This is a genomic window from Aurantiacibacter atlanticus, assembly GCF_001077815.2.
Classification (GTDB): domain Bacteria; phylum Pseudomonadota; class Alphaproteobacteria; order Sphingomonadales; family Sphingomonadaceae; genus Alteraurantiacibacter; species Alteraurantiacibacter atlanticus.
This window is the reverse complement of record NZ_CP011310.1, coordinates 2,577,911-2,597,699: the sequence shown is the minus strand read 5'-3', so window position 1 is coordinate 2,597,699 and position 19,789 is coordinate 2,577,911. Positions and strand designations below refer to the sequence as shown.

At 59.3% G+C, this 19,789-nt stretch carries 18 protein-coding genes and 1 other RNA gene; 9 read left to right on the top strand and 10 right to left on the bottom strand.

All coding sequences use genetic code 11. The features are described 5' to 3' along the window. The first annotated feature begins 15 nt into the window (after positions 1 to 15). The 5 genes from CP97_RS12635 to CP97_RS12615 all read left to right on the top strand — a co-directional run bounded on the left by CP97_RS12635 (position 16) and on the right by CP97_RS12615 (position 6,007). On the top strand, positions 16 to 393 hold the full coding sequence (locus CP97_RS12635) for a Zn-ribbon domain-containing OB-fold protein (protein WP_048886251.1): 378 nt from the start codon (positions 16 to 18) through the stop codon (positions 391 to 393). Beyond that, positions 390 to 1,544 carry a thiolase gene (locus tag CP97_RS12630; RefSeq protein WP_048886250.1) on the top strand — a complete coding sequence of 385 codons (1,155 nt, stop codon included), beginning with the start codon at positions 390 to 392 and terminating at the stop codon, positions 1,542 to 1,544. The genes CP97_RS12635 and CP97_RS12630 overlap by 4 nt, the downstream gene beginning before the upstream one ends. Beyond that, positions 1,541 to 3,658 carry an acetate--CoA ligase family protein gene (locus CP97_RS12625; protein ID WP_048886249.1) on the top strand — a complete coding sequence of 706 codons (2,118 nt, stop codon included), beginning with the start codon at positions 1,541 to 1,543 and terminating at the stop codon, positions 3,656 to 3,658. Before CP97_RS12630 ends, CP97_RS12625 begins: the two co-directional genes overlap by 4 nt. Continuing rightward, positions 3,648 to 4,511: a MaoC/PaaZ C-terminal domain-containing protein gene (locus CP97_RS12620; RefSeq protein ID WP_048886248.1), complete on the top strand. Its 864-nt coding sequence runs from the start codon at positions 3,648 to 3,650 to the stop codon at positions 4,509 to 4,511. The genes CP97_RS12625 and CP97_RS12620 overlap by 11 nt, the downstream gene beginning before the upstream one ends. Positions 4,512 to 4,690: 179 nt before the next feature. After that, on the top strand, positions 4,691 to 6,007 hold the full coding sequence (locus tag CP97_RS12615) for an MmgE/PrpD family protein (protein WP_048886247.1): 1,317 nt from the start codon (positions 4,691 to 4,693) through the stop codon (positions 6,005 to 6,007). A gap of 57 nt (positions 6,008 to 6,064) precedes the next feature. Here CP97_RS12615 and CP97_RS12610 read toward each other — a convergent pair whose 3' ends face one another. The 6 genes from CP97_RS12610 to CP97_RS12585 form a co-directional block, all read right to left on the bottom strand. Then, entirely contained in the window at positions 6,065 to 7,387 is a 1,323-nt protein-coding gene (locus CP97_RS12610; protein ID WP_053106640.1) for a PepSY-associated TM helix domain-containing protein, read from the bottom strand. Between the two features lie 4 nt (positions 7,388 to 7,391). Next, entirely contained in the window at positions 7,392 to 7,964 is a 573-nt protein-coding gene (locus CP97_RS12605) for a hypothetical protein (protein ID WP_048886246.1), read from the bottom strand. After that, positions 7,964 to 10,084 (bottom strand): TonB-dependent siderophore receptor, encoded by a 2,121-nt coding sequence (locus CP97_RS12600; RefSeq protein WP_048886245.1) that lies wholly within the window; start codon positions 10,082 to 10,084, stop codon positions 7,964 to 7,966. Before CP97_RS12600 ends, CP97_RS12605 begins: the two co-directional genes overlap by 1 nt. A gap of 338 nt (positions 10,085 to 10,422) precedes the next feature. Then, positions 10,423 to 11,922, bottom strand: a complete 1,500-nt coding sequence (gene der / locus CP97_RS12595) for a ribosome biogenesis GTPase Der (RefSeq protein ID WP_048886244.1) — start codon at positions 11,920 to 11,922, stop codon at positions 10,423 to 10,425. An 87-nt stretch (positions 11,923 to 12,009) separates the two neighbouring features. Beyond that, a complete protein-coding gene (locus CP97_RS12590) occupies positions 12,010 to 12,447 on the bottom strand; it encodes a VOC family protein (RefSeq protein WP_048886243.1) in 438 nt (145 codons plus the stop codon). A gap of 148 nt (positions 12,448 to 12,595) precedes the next feature. Beyond that, positions 12,596 to 13,342 carry a TorF family putative porin gene (locus tag CP97_RS12585; protein WP_048886995.1) on the bottom strand — a complete coding sequence of 249 codons (747 nt, stop codon included), beginning with the start codon at positions 13,340 to 13,342 and terminating at the stop codon, positions 12,596 to 12,598. Positions 13,343 to 13,625: 283 nt separating this feature from the next. Here CP97_RS12585 and CP97_RS12580 point away from each other — a divergent pair, with 283 nt between their 5' ends. Further along, on the top strand, positions 13,626 to 14,441 hold the full coding sequence (locus CP97_RS12580) for a metallophosphoesterase family protein (protein ID WP_048886242.1): 816 nt from the start codon (positions 13,626 to 13,628) through the stop codon (positions 14,439 to 14,441). 55 nt (positions 14,442 to 14,496) lie between these two features. On the opposite strand, the gene rnpB is transcribed toward CP97_RS12580, so the two are convergent. The 4 genes from rnpB to CP97_RS12560 all read right to left on the bottom strand — a co-directional run bounded on the left by rnpB (position 14,497) and on the right by CP97_RS12560 (position 16,920). Then, positions 14,497 to 14,918: RNase P RNA component class A (gene rnpB / locus CP97_RS12575), an RNA gene on the bottom strand. A 58-nt stretch (positions 14,919 to 14,976) separates the two neighbouring features. Beyond that, positions 14,977 to 15,684, bottom strand: coding sequence for an N-acetylmuramoyl-L-alanine amidase (locus tag CP97_RS12570; protein ID WP_048886241.1), 708 nt, complete (start codon positions 15,682 to 15,684; stop codon positions 14,977 to 14,979). Between the two features lie 16 nt (positions 15,685 to 15,700). Then, complete coding sequence (locus CP97_RS12565; protein WP_048886240.1) at positions 15,701 to 16,354, bottom strand: histidine phosphotransferase family protein; 654 nt, start codon at positions 16,352 to 16,354, stop codon at positions 15,701 to 15,703. A gap of 167 nt (positions 16,355 to 16,521) precedes the next feature. After that, entirely contained in the window at positions 16,522 to 16,920 is a 399-nt protein-coding gene (locus CP97_RS12560) for a M67 family metallopeptidase (RefSeq protein WP_048886239.1), read from the bottom strand. Between the two features lie 17 nt (positions 16,921 to 16,937). On the opposite strand from CP97_RS12560, the gene CP97_RS12555 reads away from it, so the two are divergent. The 3 genes from CP97_RS12555 (at position 16,938) to mtgA (ending at position 19,749) form a co-directional block, all read left to right on the top strand. Then, positions 16,938 to 17,891: an RluA family pseudouridine synthase gene (locus tag CP97_RS12555; protein WP_048886238.1), complete on the top strand. Its 954-nt coding sequence runs from the start codon at positions 16,938 to 16,940 to the stop codon at positions 17,889 to 17,891. A 127-nt stretch (positions 17,892 to 18,018) separates the two neighbouring features. Beyond that, the gene (gene rpoH / locus CP97_RS12550) at positions 18,019 to 18,921 is read left to right on the top strand and encodes an RNA polymerase sigma factor RpoH (RefSeq protein ID WP_082863920.1); all 903 of its coding nucleotides are present in this window, start codon (positions 18,019 to 18,021) and stop codon (positions 18,919 to 18,921) included. 156 nt (positions 18,922 to 19,077) lie between these two features. After that, positions 19,078 to 19,749 (top strand): monofunctional biosynthetic peptidoglycan transglycosylase, encoded by a 672-nt coding sequence (mtgA, locus tag CP97_RS12545; RefSeq protein ID WP_048886237.1) that lies wholly within the window; start codon positions 19,078 to 19,080, stop codon positions 19,747 to 19,749. Positions 19,750 to 19,789 lie beyond the last annotated feature (40 nt).

Below are 19,789 nucleotides of genomic sequence, written 5' to 3'. Positions count from 1 at the left end.
GAGTAAGCAGCAAAGATGGACACCGAGACGAAGCCGGTTGGGCCGCAGGCCACCTATGAGCGATATCTGGCCGAGGGCCGGTTCATGATCCAGCGTGCAATCAGCACGGGCGAATATGTCTTCTGGCCTCGCGTGGTGACGCCACAGGGCGCAGCTGATCTGGAATGGGTCACGGCAGGCGGCACCGGCACGGTCTATGCGATTACCGTCAACCGGACACGCCACGGATCGTGGAACGTCGCGCTGATCGATCTGGATGAGGGAGTGCGGATGATGTCGACGCTGCCCGCGATCGAAACCGCCCCGATCGGCGCGCGGGTCAAGGCGCGGATCGAAACCACCGAAGATGGCCCACGCGTGGTCTTCGATCTGATCGAGGAGGACGCGGCATGAGCCAGCATTATTTGCGCGGCAAGACCGCTATCGTGGGCATGGCTACTGCCGGGATCGGTGAGGCACCTGGGTTTTCGGCGATGGAACTGCTCGGTCAGGCGGCCGTGGGGGCTGTTGCCGATGCGGGCGTCAAGCTGCAGGACATCGACGGAGTCTTCGCCGCGACCAGCAGCCATGCCTTCCCGACGATGAGCGTCGTCGAATATCTCGGTCTCAAGCCGAAATTCTTCGACGGCACCAATGTTGGCGGCTCCAGCTTCGAAATGCATCTGTTGCAGGCGACGCTGGCGCTTGAGGCGGGGCTCTGCGACGTGGCACTGGTCTGCTATGGATCGAACCAGCGCACGGCGGGCGGGCGGCTTGTCTCCATGAGTGAGCCGCAATGGCACGAGACTCCCTACAAGCCGCGCCATCCGATTACCGCCTACAGCCTGGCAGCCAGCCGTCACATGGCGCAGTTTGGCACCACGCGTGAGCAATTGGCCGATGTGGCGCTGGCCGCGCGGGGCTGGGCCAATCTCAACCCCGAGGCTTTCGCCCGTGGTCCGCTAACCAAGGAGCAAATTCTGTCGGCGCGGATGATCTCGGATCCGCTGACAGCGGCCGATTGTTGCCTTGTGACCGATGGTGCGGCGGCTGTTATCCTCGTGCGCTCTGATCGAGCAAGGGATCTCCCCGGCAAGCCGGTCTATTTTCTTGGCGCGGCCGGGGCAAATTACCACCGCTCGATCGTGGCGATGCCCGATCTGACCACCACAGCCGCGGCGGAGAGCGGTCCGCGCGCGATGCAAATGGCGGGTATCAACCAATCCGATATCGATCTGGCGATGCTATACGATGCGTTCACTATCAACACGATACTCTTCCTCGAAGACCTTGGCTTTTGCCCCAAGGGAGAGGGCGGCAACTTTGTTGAAGGCGGGCGGATCGCACCGGGCGGTGAACTGGCGGTCAACACCAATGGCGGCGGCCTCTCCTGCGTGCATCCGGGGATGTATGGGCTTTTCCTGATCACTGAGGCAGTTGCGCAGATACGGGGCGACGTGGGCGAGCGGCAACTCACGGATTGCAATCTGGCACTTTGTCACGGCAATGGCGGCACGCTATCGAGCCAATGCACCGCCATTCTGGGATCGGCCGCCACACTATGACCACGCTTGCCCATATTGACGGTCTGGTCGCGCCGCGCTCGGTCGCAGTGATCGGGGCTTCGGACGATGTGACACGGATCGGTGGGCGCCCAATCGCGGCAATGCTGCGCGCGGGATACGCCGGAAGGATACTTCCGGTGAACCCGAGGCGGGAAATGGTGCAGGGCCTGCCATGCTATGCCAGCGTTGATGATCTGCCTGAGGCACCCGACGCTGCGCTGATCGCGGTTCCGGCCAAGCTTGTGCCGGAAACCCTCGCCGCGCTTGGCCGCAAGGGCTGCAAGGTTGCGACGCTCTTCTCGGCGGGATTTGCGGAGGTAGGTGCGGAGGGCGAGGCAGCGCAGCATGCGCTGATCGATATGGCGCGGGAGAATGGTATCCGGCTACTCGGGCCGAACACGCTGGGTGTCTACAATGTCGACATCGGCTATTACGGCACCTTCTCGTCCTCGCTCGATACCGGGCTGCCGAAACCCGGAAACATTGGCATCGCGAGCCAGTCTGGTGCCTTTGGCGCGCATCTCGGTGCGCTCGCGCGTGACCGGGGGCTTGGCTCATCAATCCTCATCACGACCGGCAACGAGGCTGACATCACGGTGGCCGATGCAATCCACTGGATGGCAGAATGCGAGACGATTGACGTGATCTGCACCTATATGGAGGCGATCAACCAGGCCCCTGCGCTTTTGGCCGCACTTGACGAGGCACGGGCGGCGGGCAAACCGGTGCTGGCGCTGAAATCGGGCCGCTCTGCGGTGGGCGCGCGGGCCGCGGCCTCGCATACAGCCTCGCTCACCGGCGATGCAATTGTGGCCGATGCGGTTCTGGCCGATCACGGCGCGATCATTCTGCGCGACCCGGAGACGATGATGGATATCGCCTATGCTGCGTCAAAGCGGGTTTTCCCGGCGCAGCATTCGCTCGGCATCGTAACGGTCAGTGGCGGCGCCGGAATTGTGGCCAGCGATGAAGCCGAGCGTATCGGCCTGCCAATACCCACCATGCCCGAGGCGGCGCAGGCCGCGCTCAAGGCAGTTCTGCCCTATGCCTCGCCGGTGAACCCACTTGATTGCACCGCGCAGGCGCTGAACGACCCCTCGCTGCTGGAGCAATTCACTCGCGCGGGTCTTGAAGACGGGGGCTATGGCGCGATCCTGTGTTTCCTGACCTATGTGGCGGGCAGTAGATCGATGTCGGACGTTATCCTTCAGGCGCTGGCACCGCTGCGTGAGGCTTTCCCCGACCGGATCATCGCCATCTGCGCACTGGGTGAGGGCGAGGTGCTGCGCCGCTATGATGATGCGGGGCTTCTCGTGTTCAACGATCCCTGCAGAGCGGTCCGTGCGCTTGATGCGGTGCTGCGCCTTGGGGCCGCGCGTGGTCAGGCCGCCGCCCCGCTGCCTGAAGTGACACCCGTTGGCTTACCGACGGGAACCCCTGACGAAGCAGCGTCCAAGGCGCTGCTGGCCCATGCCGGAATTGCCGCCGCGCCCGAATGCGGAGTGCAGGATGTAGAGGCCGCGATCGAAGCGGCCGAGGGCTTTGGCTATCCGGTCGTGATGAAAATCCTGTCGCCCGATATCCTGCACAAATCCGATATCGGCGCGGTCAAGCTCAATATCCGGGATGCGAAGGGCGTGCGCGCCGTCTATGCCGCGATTCTTGCAGCGGCAGCAGAACATGCGCCGCATGCTGTGGTGAACGGGGTGCTGGTCGCAAAACAGCTTTCAGGCGGGGTTGAATGCCTGATGGGTATCAACCGCGACCCGACCTTCGGGCCTGTGGCGGTCTTCGGCCTCGGCGGGATCTTTGTCGAGGTGTTGAACGACGTTGCGGTGCGCGCCTGCCCCTTCGGCCCCGAAACTGCGCGAGAGATGATCCTCTCTATCCGCGGTGCCGCAATCCTTCAGGGTGTGCGCGGCCAGCCCCCGGCTGATATTGACGCGCTGGCACAAATGCTCTCACGGCTCTCTGTCTTTGCCGCGGGCGCGGGTGAGCGGCTGGTGTCGATCGACCTCAACCCAGTGCTGGCGATGCCGGTTGGGCAGGGAGCCTGCGCGCTCGATGCCATTATTGAACTTGAACCTGCGGAGGCCATGACCGATGCCGATTGACTATGACTTTCTGATGGGTTTCGATATTCCCGAGGTGCGCCAGAGCTATGGCGCGGCAGAGGTCGCGCACTACGGCCTGACCATTGGAATGGGGCAGGACCCACTGAATATGCGCGCCCTGCCCTATGTGGGCGCATTGGCCGACGACAGCTGCGTAATGCCCGCAATCGTCAATGTGCTCGGCCATCCGGGCTTTTGGCTCGGCAATCCTGCGACTGGGGTCAATGCGCTCAAGCTCGTCCATGGTGAGCAAGGGATGACTATCCACCGCACCTTGCCTCCCGAAGGCACGGTGATTGGCAAAACCCGGATAACGGGGCTGATCGACAAGGGCGAGGGGCGCGGTGCGCTGCTTTATTCCGAGAAGGAAATCCGCGACGCGGAGACCGGGGATCTGTTGGCCACCACTCGGGGCACGATCTTCCTGCGCGGGGACGGTGGGTTTGGCGGGCCACAGGGGCCGGTGAAGTCGGTGCATGAACTGCCTGAGACCGCGCCCGATCATGTCTTTGATACGCCGACGCGGCCCGAACAGGCGCTTTATTATCGCTGGAACGCCGATCCGAACGCGCTGCATCTCGACCCGCGGGTTGCGGCAAAGGCAGGTTTTGAGCGTCCAATTCTGCACGGGCTCTGCAGCTTTGGTTGCGCAGCCCATGCGCTCCTTGCAGTGCTTTGCGATTATGATGCGGAACGCTTCGGCTCTATGGATGCGCGTTTCACGGCGGTCGTCTTTCCGGGCGAGACGCTGCGCACCGAAATCTGGAACGATGGGTCCTTCCGAACGAGGGTGCTGGAACGCAACCAGATCGCCATCGGTAACGGGCTCTTCAAGCTGAGAGAGTCTGCATAAGCACCGAGATCAGGGACAAGGCGACAATGCGCTGATCGGGCGCATCGGTTTTGCCAGGCGCAACCTGCGGATAGCTGTCGATCAATTCCACGCCGTCCAGCCGACCGCAGGAGATCTACGCGCGTCCTGAACAGGAATTTCTTGCCGCGCGGACGACGATCTGTGACTGAGGCCGGACCATGACTGTTGCACAGACCCTCGGCGCTTTCGCTTCCGCAGAGAGCCGGATCGACCCTACCATGCAGCGCTTCGTGCGCTTCTCGCTCTTCGACTGGATCACGGTCGGGATCGTCGGCGTAGATGAGCCGGTGGCCCGCGCCGTGCGGAAGGTCGCGATTGAGAGGAGCGGTGGGGAGGGCAATGCGAGCCTTCTTGGTGGCGGGCGCACAAACCCGGCCGCTGCTGCTCTCGCCAATGGCGCAACGAGCCATGCGCTGGATTACGACGATACGCATTTCGGCCATATCGGGCACCCGAGCGTCGTAGTCATTCCTGCGGCGTTGGCGCTGGCCGAAGCACGAGGGGCAGGCGGGGGCGAGTTCATGCAGGCGTTGGCAGTGGGGCTCGAGACGGCCTGCCGCATCGGAGCCTGGCTCGGGCGGCCGCATTACGAAGCGGGGTTTCATCAAACCGGCACTTCGGGCGCTTTCGGAGCAACGGCCGCAGCTGGGCGCATTCTGGGCCTGAGCGCCGGGCAGATGGCAGAGGCGCTGAGCCTGACCGCAACCCGCGCGGCTGGGCTGAAAAGCCAGTTCGGCACGATGGGCAAGCCGCTCAACGCCGGTTTCGCGGCCGAAGTTGGCGTGACTTGCGCGCTTCTGGCCGAGGCGGGGGCGGCTTCCACGCCAATGGCTATCGAGGGCGCGCAGGGCTTTGGCCCGACCCACGCCGGCGTTGCTGATTCAGAGGCCTTGGGCGGGCTTGGCGCGGAGTGGGTCTTTCCCCGAATTTCTTACAAGTTCCACGCCTGCTGTCACGGGCTGCACGCGATGCTGGAGGCGTTGCGCAAGGTGAAGGCGAGGGGGCTGGAGCCGGGTGCTATCGAGGCGGTCGAGATCCGCACCCATCCGCGCTGGCTTGCAGTCTGCAATCAGCCTGAGCCCGTGACCGGCCTGCAAGCCAAGTTTAGCTATCGCCTGACTGCGGCGATGAGCCTTACAGGACTCGATACGTCCGCGCTTGAGGTTTACAGCGACGCGACCTGCGCGCGTGACGATCTGATCGCACTGCGGGATCGGGTGCGGGTCGTCGCGGATGACAGCGTTCCAGATACCGCGTCCGAAGTGCGTGTGACTGCGGCTGACCGGGTCCTTAACGCAGGCCATGATGTGCTGGCTGACAGCAATCCCGACGTGATTGAGCCGCGCCTGCGTGCCAAGTCAGAGACGCTTCTGGGCGGCAATTCCAGCGCGAGCCTGTGGGAGGCTGTGGGTGAGATCGAACAGCAAGGTGGAATGACTGCTCTGACCACGCATATCGGTTCTGCGGCGGGCTGAACCAATTTTCCCTCGGCGATCTGTCCGCCCTGCAGCACCGAAACACGCCAGCCTAGTTTAATTCCCCAGCCGTTCACCCGTTGTGACCGTAGTCGCCATGCCTGTGAAGCTTGTATTTCGAAGGAAATATGGGACGATGGTGCAAGCAATGAGCCCAAGCCAGAAGATGGCTTCGAACGGCACTGCGTTACCCACCAGCAGCCGAAGCAAAAGTGTAACCGCCAGCATTGCTGGCGTTCCGATTACCAGGCCACTCCAGATCGCCCTTGCGCCGGTCCTTGGCCGCCCTTTGCGCTTTTCCTTAGCGAACCAGATATAAAGGCCCGTCGCGACAATCACGCTGAGAAGGCTGCCAAACAGGATGTAGGCTATTTTGACCGGCAGGCCGCCGAAGTTGCCAAAATGCAAATTATAGATTGAGGCGGCCATTTGCTGACCAGTCGTGCCGTCAGCCATGCCTGCCATATCAATGAAATTGCTCTCACCGTCGAAATTGTAATATTCTCCGAAGATCAGACGTTGTGGATGTGCAGCAATCACCTGGACGTGCTGGGCTGGCGTTCCCGGATCGTGGTAGATTAGATAATTGGGTTCAACGCCGGTCTGTTCTGCTGCCATGTAATCCATGATCGGCTGCACACGTGGCAATTGCGACGGATCGCTGCTTGTCTGGATCTCGGCACCGAAAATGGCTGTCGTCACCGCCTCGCCATCGCCATCGTAGGCTGAACTTGCCATCCCAAAGCCTGAAACAAAATAGAGCCCAATCATCGATCCCGTCAGCGCGATGGCGATCCCGAATGGAAGCGTCCAAACGGCAAGACGGTTGTGCCAGTCTGCCAATGCGGTCTGGTCCCGGCGGCGGGCGCGCAGGCGAAAGGCATCGCGAAAGATGCGTGGATGCGCCAATATGCCGGATAGGGAGAGCGAGAGCATCATCGCCCCCATGATCCCGACGATTGTCATACCCGCGATAGCCGGCAGGTTAAGCCGGTAATGCAAGGCAAGTAAGAATTCGGCCCACGCATTTTCCTCAGGTGCAACAATGCTCCCATCCTGCGCAACATGCACTGCCTGCGTGTCGGTCGTAATCGTCGTGCGGGGCAAGGCTTCGGTTGGAAAGTGGACGAAGAGATGCGTCGTCGGTTCCGGCCCTGCTTCGGTCGCCAACACATTATCAATCGCGCGTTGGATTGCTGCTGGTTCAATTTCGCTCATTTCCGGCGCGCCGGGCTGCTCAATTCGCTGCCATTCTTCAAAGAGAACGACAACAGTGCCCGTGACGCAAATCAAATAGAGCAATCCGGAGCAAACCAGGCCAACCCAGGAATGGGCCGAGAGTGCTTTCTTCACGGTGGTCTTGCTGATCGTCAATGCCATGTGGTTATCCTATGAGAATCGAAGTCAGCACGGATGGGACCGTTATTGCTGCCAAGAGTGCAGCCTGCGTGCCGCGCGATTCCATCATCAGCAGCGCTGTTGAAAAAATGGCCCAGACAACGGGAACGCACGCAAGGACAATGACGTTGGCATCTGCTTCTGCCCCGCCAAACGAGAGGAATAAGACCCGCAGCGCAAGAGCAGCCATAACGGCTGCCAGTAGCGCGGCAGGGCTTACGATCATGAAGCTTGCGATGCGTCGCCCAAGTACCGGTTCAGGCCTTTCTGGCAGGCGCTCACTTGTCGTGCGATCCACAGGCTTGCGCTTCCAGCGAGGCTGACTTGCAATCGAGGGCAGAAGCAATAGGAGCGCCGCCGCCATTGGGAACAATGATGCAACGGCAACACCCCAGGCTCCATAGGTGAGTGATGCCAGCACCACCGATAGCACAATGCCCGACCAGCCCACCGCGTTGAGCGATGTGGAACGCGATGGTCGCGACCAGGAAAGCCGCAGGACCACGATGCTCGCGATGCCAAGCGCTACGGCAAACCAGAACTGTGGAAGCACAGCCATCAGAAGTTGAAAGCAACGGTTCCGGTCACGCTGCCGCGTTCCCCAGGGTAACAATCACCGCGCACGAGGCAGACTGTGAGATATTTCTCATTGGTGACGTTTCGAGCCGTAACGCGTAACTCCCACGATCCGTATTCAAATGCGGCGGAAAGATCGCCAACCGTATAGCCGCTGGTGCGGTAGGTCAGGACTTCACCCGTGAGCGCGGAAATACCACTGCTCTCGCTTCCGCCTACGTGTCGGATGCCGCCGCCGAAACTCAGGCCGCGCAGGGACCCGGAGGATATTTTGTAAAGAGCGAACAGCGAAGATTGCCATTCGGGAATAGCTGTAACCCGGTGACCATTGGGATCTTCTGTATCAAGGTAGCCGAGATTTCCGTCCAGCCGTAGGCCGCCGATAATCGCATTGGCTTCAAGCTCCATTCCCTTGATTTTGGCAACGCCTTCCTGCTGCGAATTTCCGCCTACCAGCGCATTGGGATTGGGGAGATTCGATTGCTCGATATTGAATGCCGACAGTGTCACCAGCGCATTCACTCCGGCTGGCTGCCACTTGATGCCCGCTTCCCACTGGCGACCTTGCTGCGGCAGCAATTGGTCGCCGGTCATCGTATCGACGCCCACGACAGGTTCAAAGCTCTCGGCATAGCTGACGTAGGGAGAAATGCCGCCAGGGCCGCGCCAAAGGAGGCCAGCACTGAAGCTGGTGGCATCATCTTCCTGGGCAGCGCCGTTTTCAACTGCATTGTCCACCTGATCGAAACGCACACCTGCCGTGCCCACGAGATCGCCAAGCGTCATCTGGTTGGAAATGTAGAAGCCAAGCTCCTCGACAAAATTAGCCGCCCCATCGACCCGCTGCGCACGCACATCAGCGACGCTCGGCACGTTCTGGTATTGCGGGTTGAAGACGTTGATCGTGTTGATGGTGTCGAGATAGGCATTGTCGGCATCAGTCATGACGTCCTGATATTGCACGCCGGCCAGCAAGGCGTGCTCGATCGGGCCGGTCATGAACTCGCCGCGAATACGCATATCGAACGCATATTGCTCGGACTTGCGGTCTGACAGGTAGAAGGTCCAACCGGCATTGCCATCGGCATCGATGCGCGGAACACCATTGCCTAGGAAGGAGGGCCAGGCTTGCCGATAGTCAGAGCTGGAATCGACATAACGCGCCACGCCTTCAAGCGACCAATTGGCGGTTAGTTGCTGGTCCGCCAAAAGCGTGGCAGCGAAGCTTTCGGATTTGTAGGCGTTGAAGCCGGGCGCACCGAAATATTCTCTCGTGTCGATTTTCCGACCATCTTGCGAAGGCAAAAATGTCCCCGTCACAGGATAGAACTGATGGGCAGTGTCAGTATCCTGATCGGTATAGTTCGCCAGCAAGGTGATCTCTGTCCCGTTAGCGGGGCGCAGGGTGAATGCGGGCGCGATGACCAGCTTATTGTCTTCAACCTCATCGATCTGTGTCCCAGCATCACGATAAAGTCCCACAAAGCGGAACATGGCCTCGTCTTCAGCGCCTGGCACAGCAAAATTAAAGTCGCCGGCAATCTGCATGCGATCGAATGAGCCATATTCAGCACGAATTTCGCCTGCAGTTTCATTGAAGGGTCTTTTCGTGACCACATTGATGATACCACCGGGCGATGCCGCCCCGTAAAGGACCGATGCTGGCCCCTTTAGGACCTCGACCTGCTCAAGCGTGAAGAGATCGGGTCGCGGATTGTTGTAAAATCCGAACAGAAATTGAAGATTGTCGCGATATTCCGGCGCATCAAGGCCGCGCACTTGGCTGAAATCGCCGCGGGTAGAGAAGCCAAACGGCTCTGCCGTGACGCCGGCCATATATGTCAGTGCGTCATCAAGCGATTGGAACCCTTTATCGTCGAAATCATCTGCCGTCTCGATCGAGATTGACCGCGCGACCTCCACGATTGGCGTATCGGACTTGGTCGCTCCAAATCCCGTCAAGGCGCCCGTTACAAGGATCGTATTGGTCTGTGTGCTTGCCGCATTGGCATCACCGGTCCCGCTGTCACCCTCCTGCGCGAAGGCGGGCGACGCCCCGATGATCAAGGCTGTGGCGAGTGAGCTTGTAGAAATGCGGATCAATTGTTTCCCCCGATGTCGAGCTAGAGTGCGTCCGGGGAGGGCTGCTAACGCGAGTCATTCGCATTTGCAAGAAGAAGGTGCGGACTCAGCTCACAAGATGTCGATAATTTGAAGAATGGCGGAGGATCTGGTGGCGCGGAATGCCTGTGGCACGCGCTCCGGCAGATTAAGCTGGGTGTCATCAGGAAGCTGTCATCCCCAGTGTCCGCCAAAATCTCGGCCAAAACGGTGGACACAGTCTCTCACGCCCAGGTCTTGCTCCTGCGCTGTTTGGATCAGACTTTTAGCGAAGTTGTGACCGACTCACCCCATTGAGAAAACGCACCAGGTCGCAGCGGCTAATCCCGGCCCTGGCCACCGCTGAACTTACCGCCGCCGCCGCGATTTGAATCATATGGGTTCTTCGGGCTCTTGAGGGTCAAGCGCACGGGCACGGCACCAAATCCAAGCGCCTTGCGAATGCCGTTGAGCAAATAGCGTTCATAACTATTGGGCAAATCGGTCAGTCGCGTGCCAAAAATGACGAAACGTGGCGGACGCGTTCCGACCTGCGTGATGTAGCGCAGCTTGATGCGTCTGCCGCCGGGTGCGGGGGGCGGATTGGCTGCCAGAGCATCGTCAAACCAGCGGTTGAGCGCGGCAGTGGGAACGCGCCGGCTCCAATCCTCGCGCAGCTTGAACGCAGCCGCAAGCATCGTATCCAAACCCTTGCCCGTCATTGCGGAGACTGCAAATAGCGGGACGCCGCGCAATTGCGAAAGCCCTTCTTCCAGCGCACCGCGAATGCCATTGAACAGGGCGCTGGGGTCTTCCGCAATATCCCATTTGTTGATCGCCACCATCAAGGCGCGACCTTCTTCGACCACTTGACTGGCGATCTTGAGATCCTGCACCTCTAGTCCGCGCGTAGCATCCAGCAACAGGACGACCACCTCGGCATAATCCACTGCGCGCAAGCCATCTGCAACAGAGAGCTTTTCCAGCTTGTCGACAACCTTGGCGCGCTTGCGCATGCCAGCAGTGTCAATCAACTTGATGATGCGGGTTTCACCGCTTTGCGGGTCATCCCATTCCCAGTCTACGGCGATGGAATCGCGCGTGATGCCCGCTTCCGGCCCGGTCAGCAGGCGATCTTCGCCCAGCATGCGATTGACCAGCGTGGATTTGCCCGCATTGGGGCGCCCGACAATAGCCAGGCTGAGGGGGCTGGTCGGATCAAGCTCTTCCAGTTCTTCGCCAGCTTCGGCTGCAGCAAGCGCTCTGGCTGCGGCTTCGTCTGCGGCGATGGCGGCTTCGGCCTCTGCCTCGATCTCAAGCCATTCGGCCCTGTCGCTGATCAGTGGCGCAAGCGCGGTGTAGAGATCCGCCACGCCTTCGCCATGTTCAGCGCTCACAGGGATCGGTTCGCCCAGACCAAGCGAATAGGCTTCAAGGATACCGCTTTGTCCGGCATTGCCTTCGGCCTTGTTGGCGATGAGCACGACAGGTACTTCCTGCTGGCGCAACCAGCGGCCGATTTCCTCGTCGAGCGGGGTCAGCCCCGCGCGGCTGTCCACCACGAATAGCGCGGCATCTGCACCTTTCAGGGAAACCTGCGTTTGCACGCGCATGCGGCCCGGCAGGGTGGCATCGTCCTCGTCTTCCCAGCCAGCTGTATCGACTGCCTCGAATTCCAGGCCTTGCAAGCCAGCATGGCCCATGCGTCTGTCACGCGTGACGCCTGGCTGATCATCGACAAGCGCAAGTTTCTTGCCTACCAGCCGATTGAACAGCGTGGATTTGCCGACATTGGGGCGGCCGATGATGACTACCTGGGGAAGGGATTTGCGCGGTTTCATCTGCCGCAGGTGGCGCTTTGCTACGCGGTTGGCAAGGGCGAAACCCCTCAGACGCCGCCGCAGCCAGCGCGGCCCATGTCAATCGTGCTACCAGCTACCGGTGTTTTCCATGCTCGCCCAGGGTTCCTGCGGATCGAGACGGCCATCCTGCAACAACTCGACGCTGATCCCGTCGGGAGAACGGACGAAGGCCATATGGCCATCACGCGGGGGGCGGTTGATCGTGACGCCTGCGTCCATCAAGCGCTGGCAAGTATCGTAGATATTGTCCACCTGATAGGCGAGATGTCCGAAATTGCGCCCGCCATCGTAGATTTCGGGGTCGCTGCCATCCTCGGCCGGCCAATTATAGGTCAATTCGACTTCGGCGATATTTTCCTGTCTAGGCGCGGCGAGGAAAATTAGTGTGAAGCGACCAGCTTCGACATCGGTGCGGCGGACTTCTTGCAACCCGATCAGCTTGAAGAAACTGATCGTCGCATCTGCATCGGTGACGCGGATCATGCTGTGAAGATATTTGACCATGCGTGGCTCCTGTAAGCGCTCACGCCGCGCCTAGCAGCATGGCGGGTGCCCGCGAAAGGGTTAAAGATCAGGCAAAAGGGCCCGCACCGCTTCCGGTACGAGCCCCTTCTTCTTCGCTATGAGCGAGATGTTTGTCAGACTGTCCGAATCAGAAGCTGGCGGACAGGGTGAAGACAACCGAATCATCGGTGAAGGTGCGGGTCGGGTCGATCGAACGATCATCCTCAACACCAACATAGGCAACGCCAGCTGTCAGGATGCTGCCCAGCGCTGCCTCTGCACCGACAGAGAAATCCCATGCCTTGCTATCTTCAGTGTAGGTCAGGAAGCCATCGGTGTAGCCAACGTGACCGGTCAGCACGACTGGTGTGCCGGTAATGCCGACCCCAACATCAGTGTAAACATAGAAATTGTCAGTGCTGCCGAGCGAATCCTGGTCCGGTGCGTAAGCGATGCCAATCGTCGCCTCTGCGGGACCAATTGCTGCGCCGACCGAGCCGTAAAATTCGACATAGTCAAAATCACCGGCACCCGCATTGGGGTAGATGTAGGTGATGACGCCGATATCGGTGGAAATGGAGCCAAATTCGCCGGCCCAGCCGCCGTAGATATCGAGCTCGGTCGAGCCGAAGCCTACTGTCGTTTCGTCAAGTGAAGAAGCCCATGTGCCGATGTAAAAGCCGGCGGGCAGGCCGAGGTCGACGCCGCCCTGAATGGCGATATCGCCATCAGAAAGGGAGACACCGCGAAACTTGTAATCGCTGACAAGAGCGACGTTTGCAGAAACTTCGATGCCGATACCTTCGTCTTCTTCCTGCGCCATGGCAGGTACTGCAAGACAAACAGTAGTGGCAAAAACAGATGCAGCCAGAAGGCTGCGGACGGACGTAAGCATGGATAATATCCTCAATTTGGTGAATTTCGTGCTTCGTCCCACCTGCGCGCCCGCCATTACAACATCTTTGACGCATTGATTGCGGCGGTCACTCAACAAGCATGCACATCCATGTTGCGCCGCACAAGTTTTATTAAGAATGTCGTCGAGGCCCTGACAATGTGTGGGATTTGTGCACCACATTCAGCGAAGGGACATGAAATTGGTCACAGTCGCTGCGATCAACCATGCCCGCATTGGAAAGCTGTGCGTATCATAAAGGCAAGCGCTTAGAATTCAGGCCATGATTCACTATCTTACTTCTATGTTCAGCACGCCCAAGGCAAAAAATGATCCTCCCCGCATTCCGAAGGGGCGGCGGGTCTATGCGATAGGCGATGTGCATGGTTGCGCCGAATTGCTGATGTCACTGATCGAGGGGATCGAGGAAGACATCATCCGCGGAGAGAAGGAAGGGATTGAATCGCAGATCATCCTGCTGGGTGACCTTATTGATCGTGGGCCCGACAGTGCTGCGGTGATAGATCTTGTCTGCAAATGGCGAGAGATGCGGCCCGTGGAGGTGCTTTTCGGCAATCATGAGGAGATGTTCCTCGAAAGCTTTGAAGATACCGAGATGCTCCGTCATTTCCTGCGGCATGGAGGCCGCGAGACATTGATCAGTTACGGCGCTGATGCCAAGAAGTTGAGTAATTCCAGTGTGGCCGAAGTGCAAACGCTGATGAACAGGATCGTGCCGGCCAAGCACCGCAAGTTCGTGGAATCCTTTGAGGACATGATTCAAGTGGGCGATTATCTTTTCGTCCATGCCGGCATTCTTCCCGGTGTTCCGCTGGACAAGCAGAAGAAGCGTCACCTGCGGTGGATCCGTGAACCGTTCCTCAGCCATTGCAAGTCACACGGCATGATTGTTGTGCATGGCCACACGATTATCGATGAGGTGGAAGATACCGGCTACCGCATTGGTATCGACACCGGGGCATATTCCAGTGGCCGTTTGACGGCGCTGGTACTCGAAGGGAAAAAACGTCGCTGCCTCGCTGCAGTGACAGGTAAAAAGGGCAAGGTTTTCGTCGAGGGGACCAGGCTGATTGCCTGACATACGAGGCTGAGGCGGTTCCACAATGTGAGCCGCCGTCCCGCGTGCCCCGCAATGTGCCGGGGGGCCTGTAAGCCGGGTTCTGTCCCACAGCCGATATGCTTGCACATCAGCGCTGCGGTGGCAGCCATTCATCTCGGCAACGGATTGCTCCGCCGCTCCAGCGACCAACCCGGGTCTCTCGGGACGAAACGCCCCTGCCTTGCGGCGCGAGACCCCTATGCGGTCTTGCTCCGGGTGGGGTTTGCCATGACGGGAACCGTTACCGGCCCCCCGGTGCGCTCTTGCCGCACCCTTTCACCCTTGCCTGTGCCATCACTCCCGAAGAAGCGGGGGCCATCGGCGGTATACTCTCTGTGGCACTTTCCCTGAGCTTCGCCCGAAGGCTCACTCGGCGGGCGTTACCCGCCACCCTTGTTTCGCGGAGCCCGGACTTTCCTCGACATCTTGCGATGACGCGGCTGCCCGGCCCCCCGGCACGGCGCGATATAGGGCGCGAATTCCCACTTGGGAAGCTGTCAGTGCGTCCAGGCGGCTAACGTGCGATGCCCCTGTCGCGGTCCAGCAGCAGCTGGAACAGGATCGCGCGCACTTCCCCGTCTATCTCGCCATTGATGCGGCGTGGTCGCCAGCGGCGCTGGAACGCCTCGACCGCCTTGTAGCCATTGGTGATGTCATAGCCAAACCGTTCGAGCGCGAGGTAAAAGCTGGCATCATTATCGAACGGGTCGCCGTGTTCTAGCTTTCTTGGCCGGGGGAGGCATAAATGGCATTCGGCAAGCCGTTCCCACGGGAAAAGTTCACCCGGATCGAACTTGCGTTCGGGCGCGACATCCGAATGGCCGACCACATTGGCACGCGGAATGTCATATTCCGCCACGATCTTATGGAGCAGTGGCAGCAGCGCATCGATCTGCGCTTCGGCGAATTCGCGATATCCCAGCGCATGACCGGGATGATCAAGTTCGATGCCGATGCTGGCCGAATTCACATCCCTGTGCCCCCGCCAATAGGATTGTCCTGCATGCCACGCGCGCTGGACCTCGGGCACCAGACGGATAACTTCGCCTTCTTCGGTAATGCAGTAATGCGCGGAAACCTGCGCTTCTGGATCGCACATGCGTTCAAGCGCGGATTGGACCGGCTTCATCTCGGTATAATGCAATACCACCATCGAAACCGGCAGGGCACGATCATTGAAATTGGGCGAAAGCTGTTCGCGATGGACCAGTTCGTCCTTCATGCTGGGCAAGGCCCCACTATCCGATCATGCCTTCGGGGTCCGGCAGGACCGCACCCAGCACCAGCGCATCTGCCGAATGGGCAAATTGCACGCCGCCATCCTGCTGCTCGGTAACAAGGCGGATCATATGGGCGGGCGCGGTGCGGCCAGACAATTCCTCTTCGGCCAGCTGGCCCGAAAGCGCCTTGCCGATCACCGGATCGAACACGACCTTTGGGCCGGAAGCGCGAATGGCAATTTCGGTCGCACCCTCTCGACATTCTGCGCCGACTTCCAGAGTGCCACCGCGGACCAGCGATTCGAGCCCCATGGCGGCAAGATTGAGCAGGACCTTGATGGCCGGTTTGGGCAGGCTGGATTCTGTTACAGACCATTCCAGCGTTACCCGTTCATCATGTGCGGTAAGCGATTCGAGGAGTTCGCGCGGTTCCTGGCTCGGCACACGATCGCCGAAGCCACCAGCCGCGCCATAGGCAAGGCGAAAGAACTTCAGCTTGCTGGCACTCGTGCTGGCGCTTTGTTCAAGCAAGTCGAGGCAGCGCTGACGCATCGCCGGATCATTTTCATCCGCGAGCAATTCCAGCCCGTTGTTAAGGGCACCCACCGGACTCAACATATCATGGCAAAGGCGTGAGCAGAGCAATGCGGCGAGATCGAGAGAGGAAGTCATTAAGCTATTGGCCAATCAACATGAACATCAAGGGTGACGCAGGTTACATGGTGTAACCCTGAAATCTTCAACGGTTGGTGAGGTTTTACAACAGTTTGCAGGCATAATGTCCGGGTGACACCTTGCTGCAAAATGTTAAATCTCGTCCAACCCATTCATTGCCCGTCTTAGCCATGATCGACCGCGTAGGGAAGCATTACAAAGCCGGTTTCATCGTCCCGCCAGAACGTTACATCACCTTCTCCGGTCACGATGGCCCAGACCCGGTCATCATGGGCGGCCGCAGCACGATCAGTGGTGGATGGTTCGCGCGGGCCGACTGGATGAGAGTGATAATACCCCAGCACCTGCGGGCCACCGGAGCGCGCTGCGCGGTGCGCATCGACCAGGTTTTGCGGATCTATCTCAAAATACGATTCAGGCTGGGGATGGATGTTGCGGGCGGGCTTCGCTTCATCGACATGATTGCCCGCGCCCAGCAGAAAGCCGCAACATTCGCGCGGATATGCCAGCGCAGCCTCCCGGCGGAGGATTTCCAAGACTGCACTTGTTACTTGCAAGGCCATATTGCAGGAACCCTAGCATGGCTGAAGGCGAAACAAGTAGCGGAACTATTCGCACTGCCGGTCGGCTGGACAAGGCGCTGGCCGAGCTATGCGGCCTGTCAAGAGAGCGTATCAAGGCGCTGATATTGCAGGGTGATGTTATGGTGGACGGCGCGGTAGCCACCAGCGCATCAGCAAAGGTGCAAACAGGTGCGGGCTATTCTGTCCACATTCCGCCCCCTGACAATCCACAGGCTCTTCCACAGGACATCCCAATTCCCATAGTATTTGAGGACGAGCATCTGATCGTGGTGGACAAGCCCGCCGGAATGGTCGTCCATCCGGCAGCGGGCAATCTGGATGGCACGCTTGTAAATGCGCTGCTGCATCATTGTGCAGGAGAATTATCGGGCATTGGCGGTGTCGCAAGGCCGGGCATCGTCCACCGGATCGACAAGGATACGTCAGGCCTGCTGGTGGTGGCCAAATCCGATGCCGCGCATGAAGGGCTGGCGCGGCAATTTGCCGATCATTCGCTAGAACGCGCCTATCTGGCGGTGTGCGGCGGGCATCCAAAGCCTGCGGAAGGAAACGTCTCGGGCCGGATGGGTCGATCTGATGCGGATCGTAAGAAAATGGCGGTGCTGCCCGATGATTCGTCCCGCGGGAAACACGCCGTCACGCATTATCGCACGCTGGATCGGCTGGATCATGCCGCATTGGTGGAATGCCGCCTTGAAACAGGCAGAACACACCAGGTCCGGGTTCACCTTGCATCAATCGGTCATGCGCTAATAGGGGACCCTGTCTATGGACGCACACCAGCCCCTCTCAGGCCGCTTTTGAAGGCCCTGGATTTCCGCCGACAGGCGCTCCACGCGGCGATTCTCGGTTTCGTTCACCCGGTGACGGGTAACCGGGTCAGCTTTTCGAGCGAACTGCCTGCCGATATGCGGGAACTTATCGACGGAATAGGTCATTCCAATCGATGAAATGCACACTATTTGTGGCTGTGTGCGTGTATAAGAGTAAACGAAACGCACTGAATGTGGCCGCAAAGCTCAGGTGCCCAGCAGGGGCCTGGAACATGCGGTCGACACAAGAAAGGTTTGGGACATAGTGAGCACTAAGCGAACAACGGTACCAGCGCTGAGCGGAGAGCAGAGCCTCAACCGCTATCTGGCCGAAATCAAGAAATTTCCGATTTTGACGGCAGAGCAGGAATATATGCTCGCCAAGAGATATGCGGAACATGAAGATCAGGATGCAGCCGCGCAATTGGTGACAAGCCATCTGCGCCTCGTGTCGAAAATCGCGATGGGTTATCGCGGTTATGGTCTGCCCGTGTCGGATCTCATTTCCGAAGGCAATGTCGGCCTGATGCAGGGCGTCAAGAAGTTTGAGCCGGATCGCGGCTTCCGCCTCGCCACTTATGCAATGTGGTGGATCAAGGCGAGCATTCAGGAATTTATCCTGCGTAGCTGGTCTTTGGTCAAAATGGGCACGACGGCGGCACAGAAGAAACTGTTCTTCAACCTGCGTCGAATGAAGAAGCAGCTCGAAGCCTATGAGGATTCGGATCTGCACCCTGAAGATGTCGCGAAGATTGCAACCGATCTCGGCGTGCCCGAGCAGGAAGTAGTCAACATGAATCGCCGGATGATGATGGGTGGCGACGGCTCACTCAACACACCGATGCGCAATGGTGAAGAGGGCGCTGGCGAATGGATGGACTGGCTGACCGACGATCGTCCGTTGCAGGACGAAACTGTTGCCGATGCCGAGGAAGCCGATGTGCGCCGGGATATGCTGGTCGAAGCGATGGATTCGCTCAACGACCGCGAAAAGCATATCCTGACCGAGCGTCGGTTGACTGAGAACCCGCAGACGCTGGAAGAGCTTTCGCAAGTGTATGAAGTCAGCCGCGAACGTATCCGCCAGATCGAGGTGCGGGCATTCGAAAAGCTGCAAAAGGCGATGCAACGGATCGCAAGCGACAGGTTAATGCCAACAGCTGCCTGATCCGCTGATTTTCAGACAAATAAGCCGGGCGGAAACGTCCGGCTTATTTGTAGCTGGCAGAATTGGCTATTCCGATCCGATGTTCCGACCCGCATGCGTCGCGGATGATTGGCCAAAGCAGCTTCAAACGTCGCACCATTAGGCTAAGGGTTGTGCATGGTGCTCAAAACCCTCCGCTTTATCGCGAAATCGATCATATGGTTCGTGCTCATCAGCCTTGCGCTGGTGATTGTGCTGCGCTTTGTGCCTGTCACCTACACCGCGACCATGTTGCTGGACGAACGCAGCGTTACCCGTGATTGGGAACCGCTGAGCCGCATTGATCGCAACATGGTGGCCGCGGTCATTGCTGCCGAAGACAGCAAATTTTGTTCGCATGATGGTTTTGACCGCGAAGCCATCGAACAGGCGCTGGAGGAACGGGCAAGCGGAAAGCGGGAGCGCGGAGCATCCACGGTCAGCCAGCAAACCGCCAAGAATGTTTTTCTGTGGCAAGGTGGCGGCTGGTTCAGAAAGGGGCTGGAAGCCTGGTTCACCTTCCTGATCGAGAATTTATGGGACAAACGGCGGATCATGGAGGTTTACCTCAACATCGCCGAAACAGGGTTGGGGACCTATGGCGTGGAGGCAGGCTCGCAGCGTTATTACGGCCATTCCGCCGCGCGGCTTAACACCGATGAAGCCAGTCGCATCGCTGCCATTCTGCCAAGCCCCAAAACCCGTGAAGTCATCAATCCCGGTGGCTTTACAGCGCGTTATGGCAATACCATCGAGGCCCGCATTTCCTCGGTGCGGCATGATGGGCTGGACAGCTGCGTTTACAATTGACTGGCGGTCCAAAACGCTTGTCAGATATGGCTCGGCCTAC